The organism is Streptomyces sp. DH10 (assembly GCF_029813805.1).
GTDB classification, from domain to species: domain Bacteria; phylum Actinomycetota; class Actinomycetes; order Streptomycetales; family Streptomycetaceae; genus Streptomyces; species Streptomyces coeruleofuscus.
Genome location: NZ_JARVKU010000010.1, coordinates 135,889 through 156,328 on the forward strand (window position 1 = coordinate 135,889; position 20,440 = coordinate 156,328).

A 20,440-nucleotide genomic window follows, 5' to 3' on the forward strand; every position below is an offset into this window, starting at 1 on the left:
GGTCGGCTCAGACGTCGCGCCGTACCAGGAAGCCGAGCAGTGACCGCAGTTCACCGAGGGCTCTCGCTTCCAGCGGGACCGCGGCGAGCGCCGTCTCGACGGCGGCGAGGTGACGCCGGGCCTCGGCCATGGCCGCCGTACGGGCGCCCGCCCGCTCGATCAGCTCCGCCGCCGCCCCGGGGTCTTCGCCCGCCTCCAGGAGCGCGGCGAGCCGGTCGCCGCGGGCCGATTCGAGCGCGGCCAGTACCGGGAACGTCTTCTTCCGCTCCCGCAGATCCCCGTGGGCCGGCTTGCCGGTGACCTGCGGATCGCCCCAGATGCCCAGCACGTCGTCGACGATCTGGAAGGCGATCCCGAGGTGCCGGCCCATCCGGTCGAGCGCGGCGGCCGTCTCGGGGGCGGCGCCGCCGAGTACGGCACCCAGCGCGGCCGCGCAGCCCAGCAGCGAGCCCGTCTTGTGCTCCGCCATCGCCCGGTACTCGTCCGGCCGGACCCGCTCCGGCCCCGTCCAGGGGCGGTCGGCGAACAGCAGGTCGTCCGCCTGCCCGCGCACCAGGTCGCCCAGCGCGACGGACAGCGTCCGCACGGCCGCGGCACCGCCCGGCTGCGCGGCGAGCGTCTCGACGGCCAGCGCGAACAGGGCGTCACCCGCGAGGACCGCGGGGCCCGTGCCGTAGGCCTTCCACACGGCCGGGCGACGGCGCCGGTCCGCGTCGCCGTCCATGATGTCGTCGTGCAGCAGGGAGAAGGCGTGCACCAGCTCGACCGCGACCGCCGCTGCCACCCCGTCCCGCCCGGCCGCACCGGCCGCCTCGGCACCGAGCACCGCGAGCGCCTGCCGTACGCCCTTGCCGCCCGAGGCGCCGGCGGGGGCACCCCCCACCTCGCACCAGCCGAAGGAGTAGGCGGCCATCTCACCGACCCAGGGGTGCAGTCGGCTGACGGCTTCGGTGAGGGCGGGGCGTACCAGGGTGCGGCAGCGGTGCAGGATCCGGTGGGGGTCGGCAAGGTGAGGCCCGTCCGCCCGGCGGCCGTCCCCGTGCTCCTGCTCCCCGTCACGCGCGACCCCGCCCCGCAGTGCCGCCTCCACCGCTGTGGAGGAGGCCGTCACCGTGCCACCTCCGCCGTGGGCCTCGCCCCGGCGCGCCCGGCGTCCGGTATGCCGAGTTCGTCGTAGGCGCGAGCCACCATCTTGCGGGCGTGCTGGAGGCCGATCCGCTCCAGCGTGCCGGCGAGCTCGGACAGTTCGGCCGCCGTCTCGGCGCGGTCGCGGCCCAGCCGGGCCAGGGACTTGGCGAGGCCCAGCCGCGACAGCGCCTCCCCGCGCGGTTCGCTCATCTCGCGGAACTCCGCGAGGGCCTGCTCGTACAGGGCACGTGCCTCGGCGTAACGCCCGGCCCGGTACAGGACGTTGCCGCGCATCTTGTGGTTGTAGGCCAGCGCGCTGGACAGCCGCATCGCGCGGCACGTCGTCTCCGCCTCGCTCAGCAGCTCCAGCGCCCGCCCGGTGTCCCCGTCGCGCACCGACACGACGTCGGCCAGGCCGCGCAACGCCCAGGCGTGACCGCGCCGGTCATCGGCGCGCGAGGCGATCTCGGCCGACTCCTCGAACAGGGCGTACGCCGTGTCGTAGTCCCCGGTGTTGCGGTGCATCTGCGCGATGCCCTCCAGCGCCCACACCGTGTGCCGCGCCTCCCCGCGCCGCCGGGCCTCGGCGAGCAACTGCTCGTGCAGCCGGCCGACGGCCTCGTAGTCGCCCTGGATGCGGCCGGTCTCGGCCAGACCCGCCAGCGAGTAGCCGCGTACGACGATGTCCCCGCCGCGTTCGCCCAGGTCGGCCGCGAGCTGGAGCAGCCGGCGAGCCAGCCGGAACGCCCCGCGCTGCCGGGCCAGCGTGCCGCCGCTCCACAGCGCCCAGGCCATCGCCGCGACGTCCCCGGCCCGGCGGGCGGCCCGGTAACTCGCCTTCCACGCCCGGTCCGCGTCCTCGACGCGGCCCAGCCGGCGGTGCGCCTCGGCCACCGCGAGTCCGGAACGCGCCGCCTCCCCGGGCTTCCCCGCGCGCTCGGCGGCCCTCAACTGCTCGATCCCGGCGGCCAGGACGTCGGTCAGGGTGGAGTTGACGGAGAGGGTGGTGAGCGCGCCCTGGTACTCCGGGGCGAATGCCTTGCCGTACATCGATGCCTTTCGGTCCGTATGCGCACCATGTATACACAGTGCGTATACATAGCGTGTATAGAAAGGTGGAAACCTGCCCTGGCCCATCAGGGCCAGGGCATCACCTGTTGTGGATCAAGACGTCGACCGCACGGACGGGGTTGCCTGTGAGGCGCAGATCACCATGGGGGCCTGCTGGCCGGCCTCAGTGCTGACCGGCCTTCTGCGGTGTCGCCTCGCTCGGCCGCACGACGACGTATCCCTCGCCCTGGAGCGCCAGTTGCACGGCCTCTCCGGAGCCGCCGCGCAGCATCGAACCGATGGACTGGGAGCGGTGCAGCGAGGTCTGGAGGCCCGCCGTCCAGCCGACGACCGCGTCGGTGTCGACGTACACCGGATACCGCGGCGAGACCGGGATGACCAGCGGATTGCCCTCGCACACCAGGCCCAGTTCGCCGTGCCCCGTGAAGACGCTGTTGAACAGGCCGCCGCCGGTGATGCCGGCGCCCTTCACGGTCGCGATGCGGTAGGACAACGTGGCGTCGAAGCACAGGACATTACGGCCGTTGACCGTGAACTCGTCGCCGGGTTCGACTTCGACGATGAAGCAGTTCTGCGCTTCGTGGGCGAACCAGGCCTCGCCCTGCCCGCGCACGGCCATCAGCGGAAGCCCCTCCCCGGTGACCGCGCGCTTGAGCATGCCGCCCACGCCCTGGCCCTTGCGCTCGAACTGGAGGTTGCCGCGGTAGGCGATCATCGCGCCCTGTCGGGCGAGCATCTCGCCGTTCACCGTGTAGCGGAGGCACTTGGCGTTCTCGACCGTCATACCCGGTGCGACGGCCGGCTGCGCCATGTGCCTGCTGGAAAAGAGGTCACCCTTCATACGCGCATCCTCGCCCGGAGAGTTCCCCTCCGCCAAGATCGGGGCGAGCGACGGCACGGCGCGCGGTGGTGCGGTGTCAGCCGCCGAAGAGTTGCGTCCAGTACGTTCCCGCCCGGCCGCCGCCAGCGAAGCCGACCCCGAGGTGCGTGAAGCCGGGCTTGAGGATGTTGGCCCGGTGGCCCGGGCTGTTCATCCAGCCCTCGACCACTTCGGCGGGGGAGCGCTGGCCGCACGCTATGTTCTCGCCGATGGAACGCCGGGTGGAGCCCGCGGCCGCCGCTCTGTCCCAGGGCCTGCTGCCGTCGGGCGCGGTGTGCGAGTAGAAGGCGCGGGCCACCATGTCCGCGCTGTGCGCCTGGGCGGCGGCGGTGAGCAGGGGATCGGCGGCCAGGGGCGGGAGCCCGGCCCGGACGCGCTCCCGGTTGGTGAGGTCGGTGACGGCCGCCGCCGCGCCCGCCAGCCCGTCCGGTGTGAGGGGCCTGGCCCAGAGCGCGGTCCAGTACGTGTCGTCGGTGGGGCCGTCGTGGACGTGGGCCACTCCGGCGTGGGTGAACGCCGGTTCATGAAGGACGCGGCGGGCCCCGTCCGTGCGCAGACAGTACGCGACGAACTCGGCTGTGGTGCGCGGGCCGGACACCAGGTGCTCGCCGACGGTGAGGTAGACGTACCCGGCGCCGACGACCCGCTCATACACGGAGACGCCGTCCCGGCTCTCGACACCCAGGCGCCCGGACGCGGCCATGGCGGCGGCGTGGGCCCGCGCCGCGGACACGAGCCGCGGGTCGAGCGAGACCGGTGGTGAACCGACGCCGGTTCGCGCGGAGTTGACCAGGGCGGTGAAGCCGTCCGGGTCGAGGGCGGACGGTACGGAGGCGGAGGGGCCGGGGGAGGGGCCGACGCCGGTTGCGCTCCCGGCCGGGGCCGGTGTCGGCGCGAGCGTGCGGGCGCGGGCCGCTCGCTGCGCGTCGCCGCCGGGGGAACCCGGCCGCACGCCCGGCCCACCGGCCGCCTGCGAGTCCGGCCCGGTCGCGGGCGTGTCGTCCACGACATCGACGCCGAAGTCCCTGGCGAGTCCCGCCAGTCCGTCGGCGTACCCCTGGCCCAGGGCGCGCAGCTTCCAGCGGTCGCCGCGCCGGTAGAGCTCCGCGAGCAGCAGGACCGTCTCCTGGCGGGGAGGCGGCGGGGTGAACCGGGCGAGCGGGCGGCCCGACGCGTCGGTGACGTGCAGCGTGGGGGAGGGCAGGCGGCCGAGGGGGGTTCCGGGCTCGGCGGGGCTGACGGCGACGGTGACCCGGGTGGCGCCGGTACGCAGCCTCGCCGGGTCCACGGAGAGCGCGTCGCCCCGCAGCGTCGCTCCCGGCGCTGCCGGCTGGTTGTAGAAGACGAAGTCGCCGTCGTCGCGCACCTTTCCGCCGTCGTCCGTGACGAGCGCGGACACGTCGAACGGGCCGGGCACCCGGACGGTCACCGCTCCGCCCGGAAGCGGCAGATTGCCACCGGGGACCAACTCGCTCATCACACCCCCCTGCTGTCGTCGTACCGGCCTCCCCATGGGGACGCGGATGCCCGGACAACGGCCGTGACGGCGCGAGGGTTCCCACGTCAGCCCCCTCCACGACCGCAAAGCCCGGCAGATGCTCGTCCAGTCGCGGCCGGGTCATGTGGAACTGCTGCCCGCCCTGCCCGAGGCGTGGGCGGACGAGGGCCGGGTACGCGGAGTCGGCGTGCGCGGCGGCCTCGTCCTCGACCTGCGCCGGCGGCACGGCAGGCCCACCGAGGCCACCCTGCACAGCGTCGGGGGCCGCACCACTACCGTGTCGTACGCCGGGACGGCACGCAGTGTCCGACTCGCTCCCGGTGGCTCCGCGACGATGCGGGATCTCGCCCCCTGACACCGCCCGCCCGTGCACACCGGCCGAAGGAGCGCCCCGATGCCACGCCCCGCCCGCCCCCGCGGCCGCACCGCCCTGGCCGCTCTCTCCTGCTGCCTGTTGCTGGGCTGCGGTTCCGGCGGCGCACCCCAGGGCGACGAGCCGGAACCGCCGGCCGGCGCGCCGACGGGGACCGGGTACGGCGTGGTCACCTGGGCCTCCTCCGCCGACCGCATCGGCGAGGCGGTCGACGGCCGCGGCTACCGGCTGGTCGTGCGCACCAGCGTCGGCGGCACCGGCCTCAGGGTGCGGCTGTCCAACGCCTTCGGGGACCGGCCGGTGACGTTCGGCAACGTCCACGCGGGGCTCCAGCGCGACGGAGCCGCACTCGTCCCCGGCAGCAACCGGCGCCTGACCTTCGGCGGCGCGCGCTCCGTCACGGTCCCCGCCGGCGGCATCGTCTACAGCGACCCGCTGCCCGGCCACGTCCCCGCCGCGAGCAAACTCGTGGTCAGCCTCTACGTCCCCCGGGCGGGAGGAGTGCTCACCGGGCACTGGATGGCGATGCAGACGTCGTACACCACCGCCGGCGACCACACCGCGGAGGAGAGCGGCGCCAACTGGGCACAGCGGACCGGCTCCTGGTTCTACCTCGACGCCGTCACCGTGCGGCCCAGGCCCGCGGCGGGCGCCGTGGCCGCCCTCGGCGACTCGATCACCGACGGCTGGCAGTCCACGACCGACCTCGACCGCCGCTGGCCCGACTACCTCGCCCGCCGGCTGCGCGCGTCCCCCGCGACGTCCGTCGAGGGAGTGGCCAACGCGGGCATCGCGGGCAACAAGGTCCTCATCGACGGCCCCGGACAGAGCGCCCTGAACCGCCTGTCACGGGACGTCCTCTCACTTCCCGGCCTGCGCACGGTGGTCCTCTTCCAGGGCGTCAACGACATCAAGGCCGAGCCCGGCGCCACGGCCGACGAACTCATCGACGGATACCGCACGCTGGCCGAGCGGGTGCACGCGGCCGGGAAGTGCGTCGTCGCCGCCACGATCGCCCCCTACAAGGGCTGGCGGGAATGGGACCCCGCCGGCGAAGCCGTGCGCCAGGAGGTCAACACCTTCATCCGCAGCAGCGGCGAGTTCGACGCGGTCACCGACTTCGACCGCGTCCTGCGCAGCCCCTACGACCGCGAGCGGGTCCTCCCCGCCTTCGACGGCGGCGACCACCTGCACCCCAACGACAAGGGGATGCGGGCGATGGCCGACGCCGTCGACCTGGAGAGCCTCGACTGCCGGACTCACTAGCCCGGGTCGGGGACACGCCCCCGCCGGCCGGCGGTCCGCCGGTCAGCCGGACGCCGACGGCTCCGGGGTGATCAGACCATCCCGGTAGGCGATCGCCACCGCCTCGCCACGGCTCGACGCGCCCAGCTTGGCGAGGATGTTGGAGACGTGGACGCTCGCCGTCTTGCCGGTGATGAACAGCTCCTCGCCGATCTGCCGGTTGCTGCGGCCGAGCGCGAGCAGCCGCAGCACCTCCTGCTCGCGTGCGGTGAGCCCCCCGGCGCGCTCGTCGGCGTCCGGCGTGTCCGCCAGGCGACCGCGCCGGACCAGGGCGTCCACCTGCTCCCGCAGCGGCGTGGCGCCGAGGCGGTCGGCGGTCTCCCGGACCTCACGGGCCTCGGCCGCCGCCTCCTCGCGACGCCCGGCCGCCATCAGGGCCTCGGCGTACCGGAGCCGGCAGCGCGCCTGCTCGTAGACGTCGCCGTAGCCGAACGCCGTCAGCGCCTGAGACCAGGCCGCGGCGTCCGGCCCCGAGACGGCCCGGATCCACTCCGCCTCCGCACGGGCCAGCCACGCCTGGCCCTCGGGGCCCTGCGGGGTGCCGTCCTCGCCGTGGGTGGCGGTGGCCCGCGCCAGCTCCACCAGTTCGGCCGCCGTGTCCGTCCAGCGGCGGGTCGTCGCCTCGTCGCCGGCCGACCGGGGCTCGGCGGCCGCGTCGGCCACCGCGGACAACGCCAGAGCGGCGAGCCGGACCGTGACGTCCGGGCGGGTCCCCGCCTCGCCGGTGAGGGCCGCGACCGTGGACCGCGTCCACCGCACCGCGTCCTCGGGATCACGCCGCAGTGCCGCGGCGTCGGTGAGTGCGATGCCCGCGATCAGGGTGGCCATCCAGTCGAAGGGGCCCTCCAGCAGGGCACGCGCCCGGTCGGCGGCCGTCATGTCCCCCCGCGCCAGGGCGACATACAGCGCGGGACCGACCGTGTAAGCGCCGGCGGACGGCCGCAGTTCGGCATCGGCCGCCGCCGCCCCCACACACTCGTCCCAGCGGCCCAGGACATGCAGCACCACCAGCCGCAGGTACCGCATCTCCAGCGGATACGGGGACGACAGCAGCCCGGCGCGCCGGGCCCGGTCCAGGCCCTCCGTCAGCCAGGGCACGCACTCCGCCAGCGCACCGGACTCGTAGCAGCCCATGGCAAGGTTGAACAGGGCACGCAGCTCCACGGCCGCGTTGCCCGAACCCCGGGCCAGCTCCCGGGCCCGCAGCAGCCGCTCACGGCCCTCGGGGCCGCGCCGCCCGCTTCCGTCGAAGACGGCCAGGGAGATCAGCAGGTCCGCCTGGGCGTCGGTCAGCCGCAGTTCCTCGGCCACGCTCAGGGCCCGCCGGGCGACCCGCAGTGCGGTCTCGTTCTCCCCGACGTGGCGTGCGGCCATGGCATGTGTGGCCGCCGCCCACACCCACGTACGCGACGGTGGATCCTCGGGGATCATCGCCAGGGCCTCGCTGCTGTAGGCGAACGCCGACGTCAGGCTGTCCACCCTCAGCAGGTTCCCGGCGAGGGTGTAGCGGACCCGAGCGGCGAGTTCGGAGTCGGCGTCCTGGCCGAGCTCCGCCAGCGCGGACCGCGTGAGCGAGACCGCCCGGTGCAGCTCCCCGGCGTGCGCGGCCGCCGCCGAAGCCCGCAACGTCAGCGTCACCCGGTCGACGCCTCCGCCCGAGGGCCGGGCCTCGGCACCCACCGCCGGCCACAGGTCGAGGGCCGCTTCGAGATGCCGCTGCTCCTCGGCCGGCGCGCCCACCCGCTGGGCGTGGTCGGCGGCCTCCAGGGAGGCGGTCAGCGCCTCGACGAGGTCGTGGCTCTCCCGGTAGTGGTGGGCACGCTCGGCGGCGCTCTCCGCGGTCCGCCCCTGCCCGGCGAGCAGCCGGGCGAACGCGCCGTGCAGCCGCGCCCGCTCCCCGGGGAGCAGATCGGCGTAGACGGCCTCACGGGCGAGGGCGTGCCGGAAGGAGTACGTGTCGTCGTCCCCGGCGACGAGCAGTTGCCGCCCCACCGCCTCGCGCAGCGCCGACTCCAGCTCCTCCTCGGGAAGCCCGACCGCCTCCCGCAGCAGCTCGTGCTCCACCCGGCGCCCGGCGACGGCCGCGGTCCGCAGCACTTGCTGCGCGGTGTCGGACAGCTGCTCGAAGCGGATCAGCAGCACGTCGGCGAGCCCGCTGGGCACCCCACCGGACTCCGTGTCCGTCGCCGCGAGCAACTCCTCCGCGTAGAAGGCGTTCCCCTCGGCCCGCTCCACGATCCGCCGCACCGTGGCCTCCGCCAGCGGTCGCCGTTCGAGCTGCCGCACCAGCCGGGCCACGTCGGAATCGCCCAGCGGCCGCAGCTCCAGCCGCTCCACGGCGGGCAGTCGTATCAGCTCCGCGAGCAGCGGCCGCAGCGGATGGCGCCGGTGCAGGTCGTCCGCCCGGTACGAGGCGAACACCGCCAGCCGGTGCCGCAGAACACCCCGGCCGAGCAGGAACCGCAGCAGATCCCGCGACGACTGGTCGGCCCAGTGCAGATCCTCCAGCACGAGCAGCAGCGGCGCGACATCCGCCACATCGGCCAGCAGCCCCGCCATCCCCTCGAACAGCCGCAACCGCCCGTCGACGTCCCGCGCGGAATCGGTTCCGCCTCCGAGCATCCGCCCGACCACGGGATGGGCGGCCAGGGCGGAAGCGAACCGCTCGTCGGCGGCGAGCACGCCCAGGATCTCGGTAAACGGCAGATAGGGCAGACCGACGTCACCGAGATCCACGCAGTGCCCGGTGACCACGGTCATGCCTGAAGCGGCGGCCCGCCCCCCGACCTCATCCAGAACCCGGGTCTTGCCCACTCCGGCGTCCCCGGCAATCAGTACGGCCCGCGCCTCACCTCCGCGCGCACGCTCCAGCATCCCGGAAAGCCGCTCGAGTTCGGCATCCCTCCCGATAACGGGCGTGTCAGACGAAGCCTGCGGCACAGAACCAACCTTCTCTTTCAGGGGCGCGGGGCTGTGACATTATGCGGCTCCGCCGCGTGGGCGCGATCAACCCCCGACAACCCGCAGCCGCCACCAAACAGAAGCTCCCGGGCTCCTAGGCCCGCAAGACCCTCGCCCAATCATCCGGCACCCGCCCCGCAGGCCCCGGCACCGGCTGATCCGCGGGATGACTCACCGGCGCCGCCAGCTCCGGCCCCGACTCGTACAACTCGTTCGTCGAGTAGTCCCAGTACCAGCCCTCACCCGGCTCGAAGCTCTGCACCAACGGATGCCCCGACTCCCTGAAATGAGCCGTCGCGTGCTGCGCGGGCGAACTGTCGCAGCACCCCACGTGCCCGCACTGCGCACACCGCCGGAGGTGGTACCACCACCCGCCGGCCGCCTCGCACTCCGCGCACCCGCTGCCGCTCGGCGCAGCACCCGGGTCGATCCCGTTCTCACCACTCATGGCGACTCCTCCTCGACCGCTGTCAGCGGAAGCAGCACCTGGAACCGCGTGTCCCCGGGCTCCGACTCCACCTGAATGCTCCCGTGATGCTTGTTGACCACGATCCGCCAGGAGATGTCGAGCCCGAGCCCGGTCCCCTCACCCACCGGCTTCGTCGTGAAGAACGGGTCGAAGATCCGCCCCCGGTCCTCCGCCGGGATACCGACGCCCGTGTCCCGGAACTCCACCAGCAGCCGGTCGTGGTCCCGGGCCGTCCGTACGGTCAACGTGCCTTCCCCGCCGGCGCTGTTCATCGCCGAGACCGCGTTGTCGACCAGGTTCGTCCAGACCTGGTTGAGCTCCGCCGGGTACGCCGGGATCCTCGGCAGCGTACGGTCGTAGTCCTTGGCGACCTTGATCTGCCGGCCGATCTTGCCCGACAGCATCAGCAGTGTGCTGTCGAGGAGTTCGTGGACGTCGGCGTTCTGGAAGGGCGCCCGGTCGAGCTGGGAGTACTGCTGGGCCGCGTCGACGAGATGCGAGATGCGCGCGGTGGAGTCGTTGATCTCGTCCATCAGCAGCTCGGTCTCGACGGTGTAGTTGAGCCACCCGACGGCGCTCGGCAGGAGCTCCTCGTCCACCGCCGCCGCGACCTGGTCCAGCCAGTCCTCGTCGAGACCGGCCTGGACGAAGGCGGGCGCGATCCGCCAGCCGTCCGGGATGCCGTGGTCGTCGAGCCAGTCGGTGAGCGCGTCCTCGCGGTCGGAGGCCTCCAGCGGACTCAGCACCGGGGCCTTGGCGACGCGCTCGGCGGTGCGTTCCTGGAGGTCGATGAGGTTCGCCATGACCTCGGGGGAGTACGAACCCTGCGCGATGACCGCAAGCTTGTGCCGCATCTTGCCCACCCGCTCCCGCAGCGTCGCGGTCGCCCGTACGGCCGCCGCCGCGGGGTTGTTGAGCTCGTGGGTGAGGCCGGCGGACAACGAGCCGAGCGCCAGCAGCCGTTCGCGCTGCCCGACGGCCCGCTGGGTGTTCTTCGAACCGAAGAAGAGCCCCTCCAGCAGATGCACCGCCATCGGGAACCAGTCCTGCATGATGCCCGCGAACGTGTCGGCCGGCAGCACGAAGAACCGCGTCGGCTCGGTGACGCGCATGGAGTTGTTGTAGACCTGCGGCACCCGGTCACCCAGATACGCCTGCATGGACCCGGCGTACACCCCGCGCTGGGAGGTCCGGGTCACCTCCACGTCGTCGCCGCCGACCCGGCGGTACAGCACGACCGTGCCCTCCAGCAGCACGTAGAAGCAGGTGGCGGGGTCGCCCTCGGTGTAGACGGGGCCGGGCTCGAACGTCTCCACCCGCCCCTCGCCGCACAGCCGCCCCAGCTGCTCGGGCGTGAGCTTCTCGAACAGGAACAGCGAGCCGATCTCCTGCGGGCTGCACGGCGCGGGCTGCCCGCTCACGACTGCTCCAGATAACGGTGGACGAGCATCACGGCCATGGCTCCCTCTCCGACGGCGGACGCGACCCGCTTGGCGGACTCGGAGCGGGCGTCGCCCGCCACGAAGACGCCGGGCACACTGGTCTCCAGGTGGTACGGCGGCCGGTCCAGCTCCCAGCCCTCCGGCGGGCGGCCGTCGGCGGTCAGGTCGGGCCCGGCGAGGATGAACCCGCGCTCGTCCCGCAGCACCGTGCCGTCGAGCCAGTCGGTCCGCGGGGCCGCGCCGATGAACACGAACACCCACTGCGCGTCGACCTGTTCGGTCTCGCCGGTGTCCACGTCCCGCAGGCTCAGCCGCTCCAGGTGACCGTCGCCGTGCGCTTCCTCGACGACCGTGCGGGCGCGCACCTGGATGTTCGGGGACTCCTCGATCTGCTGGATGAGGTAGTGCGACATCGACGCCGCCAGCGACTCGCCGCGCACCAGCAGCGTCACCGACTTGGCGCCCCGGGACAGGTACATCGCAGCCTGCCCGGCGGAGTTGGCGCCGCCGACGATGTACACGTCCTGCCCCTGGCAGGAGGGAGCCTCCGTCAGGGCCGACCCGTAGAACACCCCGCACCCGGTCAGCTCCTCGCAGCCGGGCGCCGCCAGTTGCCGGTAGGACACGCCGGTCGCCAGGATCACGCTGTGCGCGGCGACCGCCGAGCCGTCCGAGAACCGTACGATCCGGGCGGCGCCGTTGACCTCCAGTGCCGTCACCTCGCGCGCGGTGAGGATCTCGGCGCCGAACTTCGTCGCCTGCCGCCGCGCCCGGTCGGTGAGCTGGGCCCCCGACACGCCGTCGGGGAAACCCAGGTAGTTCTCGATGCGTGAGCTCTGCCCGGCCTGTCCGCCGGTCGCGGACCGCTCCACGAGCACCGTCCGCAGCCCTTCGGAGGCGCCGTAGACCGCCGCGCCGAGCCCGGCCGGACCGCCGCCGATCACGACCAGGTCGTAGAACTCGGCCGTCGGCGTCGTCGCCAGCCCGACCCGGGCGGCGAGGTCGACGGCCTCCGGCTCCACCAGCGGTGTCCCGTCCGGCGTGATCACGACCGGCAGTCGCATCCCGTCCTCACCGGCCGCGGCCAGCAGCCGCCGCCCCTCCGGCTCGTCGGAGGAGTACCAGCGGTACGGCACCTGGTTGCGGGCCAGGAACTCCCGGACGTCCGAGGAGTGCGCCGACCAGCGGTGCCCGACGACCTTCGTGCTGGTCACGGGCCGGTGGTCGCCGGTCCGCCATGCCCGGAGCAGATCGTCGAGGACCGGGTAGAGCTTCTCCTCGGGCGGGTCCCACGGCTTGAGCAGGTAGTGGTCGAGGTCGACGACGTTGATCGCGTCGATCGCCGCGTTCGTGTCCGCGTACGCCGTCAGCAGCACCCGCCGGGCGCCCGGGTAGACGTCCAGGGCCTGTTCGAGGAACTCGATGCCGTTCATCTGCGGCATCCGGTAGTCGGCCAGGATCACGGCCACGAGATCGCCGCGCAGCTTCAGCTCCCGCAGCGCGTCGAGCGCGGACTCGCCGGACTCCGCGCGCACGATCCGGTACGACGCGCCGTACCGCCGCCTCAGATCCCGGGCCACGGCCCGGGAGACCCCCGGGTCGTCGTCCACGGTCATGATGACGGTCCGCGCCGCATCGGCGGCCTGTGCCATACGTCCCCCACACCGGGCGGTCGACTCACGGCACGGCAACCCGGGGCACCGCGCCGACCTTCGCCCATCGTATGTTCGATCGCCGCGGTGCGCTCCGATACGGAGATCAGCTCCGGCGGGCCCCCAGCACGCAGAACTCGTTGCCCTCCGGGTCGGCCAGCGTCACCCACGGCTGCTCGCCCTGCCCCACGTCCGCGTGCCGCGCGCCGAGCGCCAGCAGCCGGGCCACCTCGGCCTCCTGGTCGTCGGGCCGGAAATCGAGGTGGAGGCGGTTCTTGACCGTCTTGCTCTCCGGCACGGTCGTGAAGAGCAACCCCGGCAGCCGGTCCGGTGCGGGCCGGATCTCGAACTCGTCGGGTTCGTCGTTCACCACGGTCCAGCCCAGCGCCTCGGCCCACCAGCGGCCCAGGGCCTCGGGATCGGCCGAGTCCACCATTACCTGCTCCCACTCCAGAGACATGCGGGAAGAATAGTGAAAACTGATCATCGTCGCAGTGACTTTTCCATGCAGCGGCATTCACACAAGGAGGCAGCCGGATGACACGCCCGATCACCGCAGGGGTCGACGGAACGCAGGAGAGCCTCGCGGCCCTCGCCTGGGCGGCCCGCGAGGCGGTGCGGCGCGACCGGCCGCTGCGCGTGGTGCACGCCTGGCGGTTCCAGCCGCAGGAGGCGCTCGAAGCCGGGATCGCCGGGGACGCGGACAGCCAGGCGGAGTGGGTGCACAGCGCGGTGACCGAGGCGGTCGGGACCATCGCCGAACGGCACCCGGACCTGGAGGTGACCACCGACGTCGTGGAGGGCGCGGTCGTCGACACCCTGGTCGCCGCGGCAGCCGAGGCCGAGCTGCTGGTGCTGGGCTCGCGCGGCCACGGGCCGATCGTCGGTTTCCTGCTCGGCTCGGTGGGCCAGCAGGTCATCGCCGAGGCCACCTGCCCCGTCGTGCTCGTCCGGGCCGGTGACCAGCCCTCGGTCGAGGCCGCCGGGCGCGAGATCGTCGTGGGCCAGCAGGGCGACCCGGAGGACAGCGCCGACGCGCTGCGGTTCGCGTTCGAGACGGCTGCCGCGCGCGGGGCGACCGTGCGGGTCGTACGGGCCTGGACCCTGCCGCCGGTGTTCGCCTACAGCCCCGGCTCGCTGAAGCTCCTCGACGAGGCCGGGGGACTGGAACCGTACGAGAGGAAGGCCCTGGCCGCCGCCGTCCTGCCGTGGCGGGAGCGGTTCCCCGACGTGCCGGTGGAGGAGCACGTCGAAATGGGCAGCGCCGGGCAGGTGCTGCTGTCGGTGGCCGGGACGGCCCAGCTGATGGTCGTCGGACGGCGGGCCCACCGTACGGCCGTCGGTGCCCGGATCGGCTCGGTGGCGCACGGGATGCTGCACCACGCGGACTGCCCGGTGGCCGTGGTCCCGCACGCCTGACGGTGGCGGTGGCTCAGTCCGCCGTCGGCTGGAGCGTCTTGCGGGCCTTCGGGAGGATGTTCTTGATGTAGTCCTCGACCGCCGTTTCGATGCCGATGTCGTGCTGGGCCCGCTCGGACATGTACCAGCGGTGTTCGAGGAGCTGGTGGTAGATCTCCGCCGGGTCCATGGAACCGCGCAGTTCGGGCGGCACCGCCCGCACGGTCGGCCGGAACACCTCTCGCACCCAGCGGTGGGCCAGCACCTCCGGGCGGGCGCCGAGGGGGTCGCCCGGGGCGTAGTCGTCCTGGGTCGCCATCCAGCTCTCCAGGTCGTTGAGCAGCCGCCGGGCCTGGTTCTCCTCGGCGTCGAGCCCGGTCAGGCGCAGCAGCTGGCGCTGGTGGTGGCCCGCGTCGACGACCTTGGGCACGAAGGTGACCGTGTCGCCGTTCGAGGCGTGCTCGATCTGCATCTCGGCGACGTCGAAACCGAGGTCGTTCAGACGGCGGATCCGGCGTTCTATGTAGTGGTGCTTGCCGGCCGGGTAGACGGAGGTGCGGGTCAGTTCGTCCCACAGGCCGCGGTAGCGGGCGCAGATCTCCATGCCGAACTCGACCGGGTCCACCGACGGATGCAGCGCCCCGGACGCCTCCAGGTCCAGCAGCTCCCCGCTGATGTTCACGCGGGCGAGGTCCAGGTCGTACTCGCGCTGCCCGGAGCTGAGCCGCGGATGCAGGTCACCGGTCTCGGCGTCCACCAGATACGCGGCGTAGGCGCCCGCGTCGCGCCGGAAGAGGGTGTTGGACAGCGAGCAGTCGCCCCAGGCGAACCCGGCCAGGTGCAGCCGCACCAGCAGCACGGCGAGCGCGTCCATCAACCGGTGCATGGTGGCGGGGCGCATGGTCGTCTCGAACATCGAGCGGTACGGCATCGAGCCGCCCAGGTGCCGGGTGATCAGCACGCTCTCCAGCGGGGCGCCGTCGCGGTCGGTACGGCCGGTGACCACGGCCAGCGGGTCCACAGCCGGGATGCCGATCCGGTCCAGGTCGCGCAGCAGCCCGTACTCGCGCTGCGCGGGCCGCTCGGCCAGCTCCTTGACGGCGATCACCTCGTCGCCGGCCCGGGAGTAGCGGACCACGTGCCGGGAGATGCCGCGGGGCAGCGGCACGAGGTACTCCTCCGGCCACTCCTCCAGGGGCAGGTCCCACGGCAGCTCCAGCAGAAGCGCGGGATGCTCCGGGTTGGTCGCGCTGATCTGAAGTGCCATGAGCCGGGTGTCCTTGTCTCGCCGCTGATCGTCACCTCAGATTAGAGGGCGCGCTCCCGGGCCCGTTGTGCGGCGTCCTTCAACGAGCCGCGGTGGACCGGACCGTGCCCGGGCAGCAGCAGCTCGCCCTCCAGTTCCGCGAGGACGTCCAGGGACGCCACGGCACGCGGGCGCTCGTGGTGGAACATGTCCGGCAGCAGCTGCGGCCCCTCGGCTCGCGAGGTGGGGTGCCCGCTGACCAGGGCGTCGCCGGAGATGAGCACACCGGTGCCCGGCAGGTGGTAGGCGCAGTGCCCGTCGGTGTGGCCCGGTGTGTGCACCGGCACGGGCCGCCCGGGCAGGTCCAGGGGGCCCGCCGCCGGGAACGGCTCGGGGGCCGTGACCGGGTTGTGCGTCGTGCCGCCGGAGCGCAGCGCGTGCACGGCCCAGGGCAGTACACCCGGCCGCCAGCCGTTCCTCAGCACCGTCCCGACGGACACCTGGTGCAGGAACTCCCGGCGCGCGTGCGGTGCTTCGGCCTCGTGCAGGTGGACGGGCGTGCCGTACGTGGCGCGCAGGTACTCGGCGGAACCCAGGTGGTCGTTGTGCGCGTGCGTGATGAGCACCGCCGCGACCGCCTCCGGGGCGCTTCCCACCGCCGCGAGCGAGGCGAGGAGCCGCTCCCGGTCGCCGGGGTAGCCGGTGTCGACGAGCGTGACGGCGTCCCCCTCCGCGAGGATCACCCAGTTGGTGTCGGAGCCGTGCACCAGGTAGGTGCCGTCCGCGACTTGGTGTACGTCTGCCCGCATGATCTGCCCCGCGTTGGTGTGGTTCCAGCCCGACGGGAGAAGGAAAGCAGACCCCACGGCAAGGGGAATGGGCAGGTCCTCATCAACGGACCGGCGGGGCACGGTCGTTCGGGCTCAGTGCACGCCGTGCGGGCGGAACTGGATGCTGATCCGCGGCTCCGTCGCGCGGGCGCTCTTGGGGACGGAGTGCTCCCAGGTGCGCTGGCAGGAGCCGCCCATCACGATCAGGTCGCCGTGGCCCAGTGGCCGGCGCACGGTGTCGCGACCGCCCCGCATCGGACGCAGCAGCAGGTCACGGGGCGCTCCCACCGACAGGATGGCGACCATCGTGTCCTCGCGCGCACCCCGCCCGATCCGGTCGCCGTGCCAGGCCACGCTGTCCCGGCCGTCGCGGTAGTAGCACAGCCCGGCCGTGGTGAACGGCTCGCCCAGTTCCTCGCCGTAGTGGGCGCTCAGCGCGTCGCGCGCCTCGGTCAGGACCGGGTGCGGCAGCGGGTCCTCGGCGCCGTAGAAGGCGAGCAGCCGGGGGACGTCGACGACGTGGTCGTACATCGTGCGCCGCTCCGCCCGCCACGGCACCTCGGCGGCCAGCTGTTCGAACAGCGTGTCGGAACCGCTGAGCCACCCGGGCAGGACGTCGAGCCAGGCGCCGAAACCGAGGTCGGTACGGCTGATCCCGTCGAGGGGCCCGAGCCGCAGCTCGTCCGTCTGGTCGAAGAGGGAGCCCTGGAGGTGCATGGCCTCAGCGTACCTCGTAATCGAAAACTTGTTCCATGTAAATCGGAGGCTTTCGATACATCGATGTATCGAATACAGTCACGTATCGAAAGGAGGCCGGGCATGGCCGTGGAGAGAACGACCGGGCGTGTGACCAGGCGCCGAGTCCGCACCCGGGCCAACCTCCTGGACGCGGCGTTCTCCGTGTTCGCGGCCAAGGGCTTCGGGCGCGTCTCGATCGAGGAGGTCTGCGAGGCCGCCGGCTACAGCAGGGGCGCCTTCTACTCCAACTTCTCCAGCCTCGACGAGCTGTTCTTCGCCCTCTACCGGGAGCGGGCCGACCTGATCGCGGAGCAGGTGTCCGGGGCCCTCGCGCTCGACGGGCCCGGCCTCGACGTCCCCGCCGCCGTGGACCGCGTCACCGACGTGCTGCTCCTCGACCGGGACTGGCTCCTGGTGAAGACGGACTTCCTGGTGCACGCCGCCCGCGACCCGGACGTGGCGCGCAGTCTGCTGGAACACCGCGCGCGGCTGCGGCAGGCGATCGCGGACCGGCTCGCCCGGGCCCGCGGGCACACCGCACTGCCCGCTGTCCTGGGCGACACCGACGGCGCCGCCCACGCCGTGGTCGCCGCCTACGACGGCGTCACCACGCAACTGCTGCTGGACCGGGACGTCGAACACGCCCGCGCCTGGCTGAAGCAACTGCTCACGGCCCTGCTGACCGACGGCAGCGGCACCCCCGACCACAGGCAGAACTGAAGAAGGGAACGTCGCCATGGACGCCGACGTCATCGTCGTCGGAGCGGGCCTCGCAGGCCTGGTCGCGGCACACGAACTGACCAGCAGGGGTAGGAGGGTCGCCCTCGTCGACCAGGAGAACGCCGCCAACCTCGGGGGACAGGCCTTCTGGTCCTTCGGCGGGCTGTTCCTCGTCGACTCGCCGGAGCAGCGGCGGCTGGGCATCAAGGACTCCTTCGACCTCGCCTGGAGCGACTGGCGGGGCAGCGCGGGCTTCGACCGGCTGGAGGACGAGGACTCCTGGGCCGTGCGCTGGGCGCGCGCCTACGTGGAGTTCGCCGCGGGGGAGAAGCGGTCCTGGCTGAACGGGCACGGCATCACCTTCCTGCCCACCGTCGGCTGGGCCGAGCGCGGCGACCTCACGGCGCACGGGCACGGCAACACGGTGCCCCGCTTCCACATCGCCTGGGGTACCGGCACCGGTGTCGTGGAACCCTTCGTCCGCTACGCCAAGCAGGCCGCGCGCGACGGACTGCTCACCTTCCACCACCGCCATCGCGTCGACGAACTGGTCATGGAGGACGGCAGCGCCCGCGGCGTGCGGGGCACGGTGCTGGCCGAGGACCCCTCACCCCGGGGTGTCGCCTCCAGCCGCGACGCCATCGGCGAGTTCGAACTCACCGCCCAGGCCGTCGTCGTCACCAGCGGCGGCATCGGCGCCAACCCCGACATCATCCGCCGCTACTGGCCCGAGCGACTCGGCACCCCGCCGAAGGAGATGGTCACCGGCGTACCGGCCCACGTCGACGGACGGATGCTCGACATCAGCGCCGAGGCGGGCGCACGGCTGGTCAACCGGGACCGCATGTGGCACTACACCGAGGGCCTTCAGAACTGGGACCCGATCTGGCCCGGCCACGGCATCCGCATCCTGCCCGGCCCTTCCTCGATGTGGTTCGACGCCCTCGGCCGCCGCCTGCCCGGGCCCTACCTGCCCGGCTACGACACCCTCGGCACCCTGAAGCACCTGCGCACCACCGAGGACATCGCCGGGTACGACCACTCCTGGTTCATCCTCACGCAGAAGATCATCGAGAAGGAGTTCGCCCTGTCGGGCTCCGAGCAGAACCCCGACATCACCGCCAAGGACCGCGCCGGGTTCCTGAAGGAACGCATCCTCGGCAAGGGCGCGCCCGGGCCGGTCGACGCGTTCCTGCGCAAGGGCGCCGACTTCGTGACCGCGCCCAGTGTCGAACAGCTCGTCGAGAAGATGAACGAGCTCACCGACAAGCCGCTCCTCGACGCGGCCGGGATCAAGCGCCAGATCGAGGCCCGCGACCTCCAGATCGCCAACCCCTACGCCAAGGACGCCCAGGTGCAGGGCATCCGCAACGCCCGCCGCTACATCGGCGACCGCCTCGGCCGGGTCGCCACCCCGCACCGCATCCTCGATCCGGCGGCCGGCCCCCTGATCGGCGTCAAGCTGCACATCCTCACCCGCAAGACGCTCGGCGGCATCCAGACGGACCTTGACTCCCGTGCCCTCGGGATGGACGGCAAGCCGGTGGAGGGTCTGTACGCGGCCGGTGAGGTCGCCGGATTCGGCGGCGGCGGTGTCCACGGCTACAACGCGCTGGAGGGCACGTTCCTCGGCGGCTGCCTGTTCTCGGGGCGGGCGGCGGGGCGGGCGGCGGCGAAGCAGACCGCCTGACCGTGCCCGGACGGCCCGCCTCCTCAGCTCCGCACGAGGCGGGCCAGCACCGTGGCGTGGCTCTGTTCCGGCGTCTTCGACGCGGTCAGCAGCGTCACACCGCCCTTGCGGGCCAGGTCGCGGACGTGGTCGAGGAGCTCGGCCGCCTCGTCGGCGGCGAGTTCCGCCTCGTACCGCCCGGCGAACTCCTCGTACGAGCCCTCGCCGGCGTGGTACCAGCGGCGCAGCTCCGTCGACGGGGTGATCGCCTTCGGCCACTCGTCCACCCGCGCCGCGTCCTTCGCCAGCCCCCGCGGCCACAACCGGTCGACCAGGACGCGCACCCCGTCCTCCGGCTCGGGCGGATCGTAGACGCGGCGTACGCGGACGCTCATGCTCGGCCCCTTTCTGCTGCTGGGACAGACGATGTGCCGCGAGCGTAACCCCGGCCCGGCGCCGGCACCCGTCCGCGCCGAAGGGCCGATTCCGCTCGCGCCGAGCGGGTACTCCGTCCGCCTGACGGCGTCGAGGGAGGAGGACACGACATGAGTGGATCGGACGACCTGCCGGTCGTGCGCACACTCGCCGAGCTCACCGAGCTGGTCGAACAGCATCAGGGCCTGTACGTCCGCTGGTCGCGCGGCCCCGCGACCGATCTCCGCGACGTGTCCAGCACCGACGATCTGACGGGCGTGTCCATGCCGGGCCTGTCCGCCAATCCGCTCGACGTCGAGGACTGGTGGGAGGACCGGCCCGTCCGGGTGTGGGTGGCGCGCCGTCTGCACGACTACGCCCATCTGCCGCACGAGAAGGGGCCCGGTGTGCGGGCCTGGGTGCTCGCGGGCCAGGAGACCTCCCGCGGACCCGACAACGAACCGCTGGTCACCGACGCCCGGCCGATGTGCTGGATCGACCAGCAGGTGATCGACGAGGCGAAGGCGGAGGTGTCCCGGCAGGAGAACCCCTGGGGGCCGCTGCGCCGCAGCTGAGGCCCTCAGGGGGGTGGGGGCGCCGGCCGGAGCGGCGGCGCCCCCTTCTTTGGCGGAGTGGCGTCCTTCTT

At 73.0% G+C, this 20,440-nt stretch carries 19 protein-coding genes; 6 read left to right on the forward strand and 13 right to left on the reverse strand.

Translation table 11 applies throughout. From position 1 onward, the window contains the following. Positions 1-7: 7 nt before the first annotated feature. From QC385_RS21765 to QC385_RS21780, 4 genes are all read right to left on the reverse strand, one after another. Positions 8-1,111 (reverse strand): polyprenyl synthetase family protein, encoded by a 1,104-nt coding sequence (locus tag QC385_RS21765; protein ID WP_443032958.1) that lies wholly within the window; start codon positions 1,109-1,111, stop codon positions 8-10. Then, entirely contained in the window at positions 1,108-2,178 is a 1,071-nt protein-coding gene (locus QC385_RS21770) for a tetratricopeptide repeat protein (RefSeq protein WP_279542982.1), read from the reverse strand. Before QC385_RS21770 ends, QC385_RS21765 begins: the two co-directional genes overlap by 4 nt. Before the next feature lie 184 nt (positions 2,179-2,362). Then, a complete protein-coding gene (locus QC385_RS21775) occupies positions 2,363-3,040 on the reverse strand; it encodes an AIM24 family protein (protein ID WP_279542983.1) in 678 nt (225 codons plus the stop codon). A gap of 76 nt (positions 3,041-3,116) precedes the next feature. After that, positions 3,117-4,556 (reverse strand): CAP domain-containing protein, encoded by a 1,440-nt coding sequence (locus tag QC385_RS21780; RefSeq protein ID WP_279542985.1) that lies wholly within the window; start codon positions 4,554-4,556, stop codon positions 3,117-3,119. A gap of 118 nt (positions 4,557-4,674) precedes the next feature. On the opposite strand from QC385_RS21780, the gene QC385_RS21785 reads away from it, so the two are divergent. Beyond that, positions 4,675-4,932: a glycoside hydrolase family 95-like protein gene (locus QC385_RS21785; protein WP_336621317.1), complete on the forward strand. Its 258-nt coding sequence runs from the start codon at positions 4,675-4,677 to the stop codon at positions 4,930-4,932. Positions 4,933-4,971: 39 nt separating this feature from the next. Further along, positions 4,972-6,216, forward strand: coding sequence for an SGNH/GDSL hydrolase family protein (locus QC385_RS21790; protein WP_279542986.1), 1,245 nt, complete (start codon positions 4,972-4,974; stop codon positions 6,214-6,216). Positions 6,217-6,258: 42 nt separating this feature from the next. On the opposite strand, the gene QC385_RS21795 is transcribed toward QC385_RS21790, so the two are convergent. From QC385_RS21795 to QC385_RS21815, 5 genes are all read right to left on the reverse strand, one after another. Beyond that, on the reverse strand, positions 6,259-9,195 hold the full coding sequence (locus QC385_RS21795) for a helix-turn-helix transcriptional regulator (RefSeq protein WP_279542987.1): 2,937 nt from the start codon (positions 9,193-9,195) through the stop codon (positions 6,259-6,261). A 115-nt stretch (positions 9,196-9,310) separates the two neighbouring features. Then, positions 9,311-9,664 (reverse strand): UBP-type zinc finger domain-containing protein, encoded by a 354-nt coding sequence (locus QC385_RS21800; RefSeq protein WP_279542988.1) that lies wholly within the window; start codon positions 9,662-9,664, stop codon positions 9,311-9,313. Further along, positions 9,661-11,106 carry an ATP-binding protein gene (locus QC385_RS21805; RefSeq protein ID WP_279542989.1) on the reverse strand — a complete coding sequence of 482 codons (1,446 nt, stop codon included), beginning with the start codon at positions 11,104-11,106 and terminating at the stop codon, positions 9,661-9,663. Before QC385_RS21805 ends, QC385_RS21800 begins: the two co-directional genes overlap by 4 nt. Further along, entirely contained in the window at positions 11,103-12,779 is a 1,677-nt protein-coding gene (locus QC385_RS21810) for an FAD-dependent oxidoreductase (RefSeq protein WP_279542991.1), read from the reverse strand. Before QC385_RS21810 ends, QC385_RS21805 begins: the two co-directional genes overlap by 4 nt. Positions 12,780-12,885: 106 nt before the next feature. Next, complete coding sequence (locus QC385_RS21815) at positions 12,886-13,239, reverse strand: VOC family protein (protein WP_279542992.1); 354 nt, start codon at positions 13,237-13,239, stop codon at positions 12,886-12,888. 77 nt (positions 13,240-13,316) lie between these two features. On the opposite strand from QC385_RS21815, the gene QC385_RS21820 reads away from it, so the two are divergent. Beyond that, positions 13,317-14,198: a universal stress protein gene (locus QC385_RS21820; RefSeq protein WP_279542994.1), complete on the forward strand. Its 882-nt coding sequence runs from the start codon at positions 13,317-13,319 to the stop codon at positions 14,196-14,198. A 13-nt stretch (positions 14,199-14,211) separates the two neighbouring features. On the opposite strand, the gene QC385_RS21825 is transcribed toward QC385_RS21820, so the two are convergent. The 3 genes from QC385_RS21825 to QC385_RS21835 form a co-directional block, all read right to left on the reverse strand. Further along, positions 14,212-15,444: a DUF4032 domain-containing protein gene (locus QC385_RS21825; protein WP_279542995.1), complete on the reverse strand. Its 1,233-nt coding sequence runs from the start codon at positions 15,442-15,444 to the stop codon at positions 14,212-14,214. 41 nt (positions 15,445-15,485) lie between these two features. Continuing rightward, positions 15,486-16,232: an MBL fold metallo-hydrolase gene (locus tag QC385_RS21830; RefSeq protein WP_279542996.1), complete on the reverse strand. Its 747-nt coding sequence runs from the start codon at positions 16,230-16,232 to the stop codon at positions 15,486-15,488. A gap of 114 nt (positions 16,233-16,346) precedes the next feature. Further along, positions 16,347-16,970, reverse strand: a complete 624-nt coding sequence (locus tag QC385_RS21835) for an alpha-ketoglutarate-dependent dioxygenase AlkB family protein (RefSeq protein WP_279542997.1) — start codon at positions 16,968-16,970, stop codon at positions 16,347-16,349. Between the two features lie 102 nt (positions 16,971-17,072). Here QC385_RS21835 and QC385_RS21840 point away from each other — a divergent pair, with 102 nt between their 5' ends. Next, positions 17,073-17,711 (forward strand): TetR/AcrR family transcriptional regulator, encoded by a 639-nt coding sequence (locus QC385_RS21840; protein ID WP_279542998.1) that lies wholly within the window; start codon positions 17,073-17,075, stop codon positions 17,709-17,711. A 16-nt stretch (positions 17,712-17,727) separates the two neighbouring features. Further along, a complete protein-coding gene (locus tag QC385_RS21845; RefSeq protein WP_279542999.1) occupies positions 17,728-19,401 on the forward strand; it encodes an FAD-binding dehydrogenase in 1,674 nt (557 codons plus the stop codon). 23 nt (positions 19,402-19,424) lie between these two features. On the opposite strand, the gene QC385_RS21850 is transcribed toward QC385_RS21845, so the two are convergent. Next, a complete protein-coding gene (locus QC385_RS21850; protein WP_279543000.1) occupies positions 19,425-19,775 on the reverse strand; it encodes a DUF488 domain-containing protein in 351 nt (116 codons plus the stop codon). A gap of 150 nt (positions 19,776-19,925) precedes the next feature. Here QC385_RS21850 and QC385_RS21855 point away from each other — a divergent pair, with 150 nt between their 5' ends. Beyond that, positions 19,926-20,369, forward strand: a complete 444-nt coding sequence (locus QC385_RS21855) for a DUF6098 family protein (RefSeq protein WP_279543002.1) — start codon at positions 19,926-19,928, stop codon at positions 20,367-20,369. The last annotated feature ends 71 nt before the right edge of the window (positions 20,370-20,440 follow it).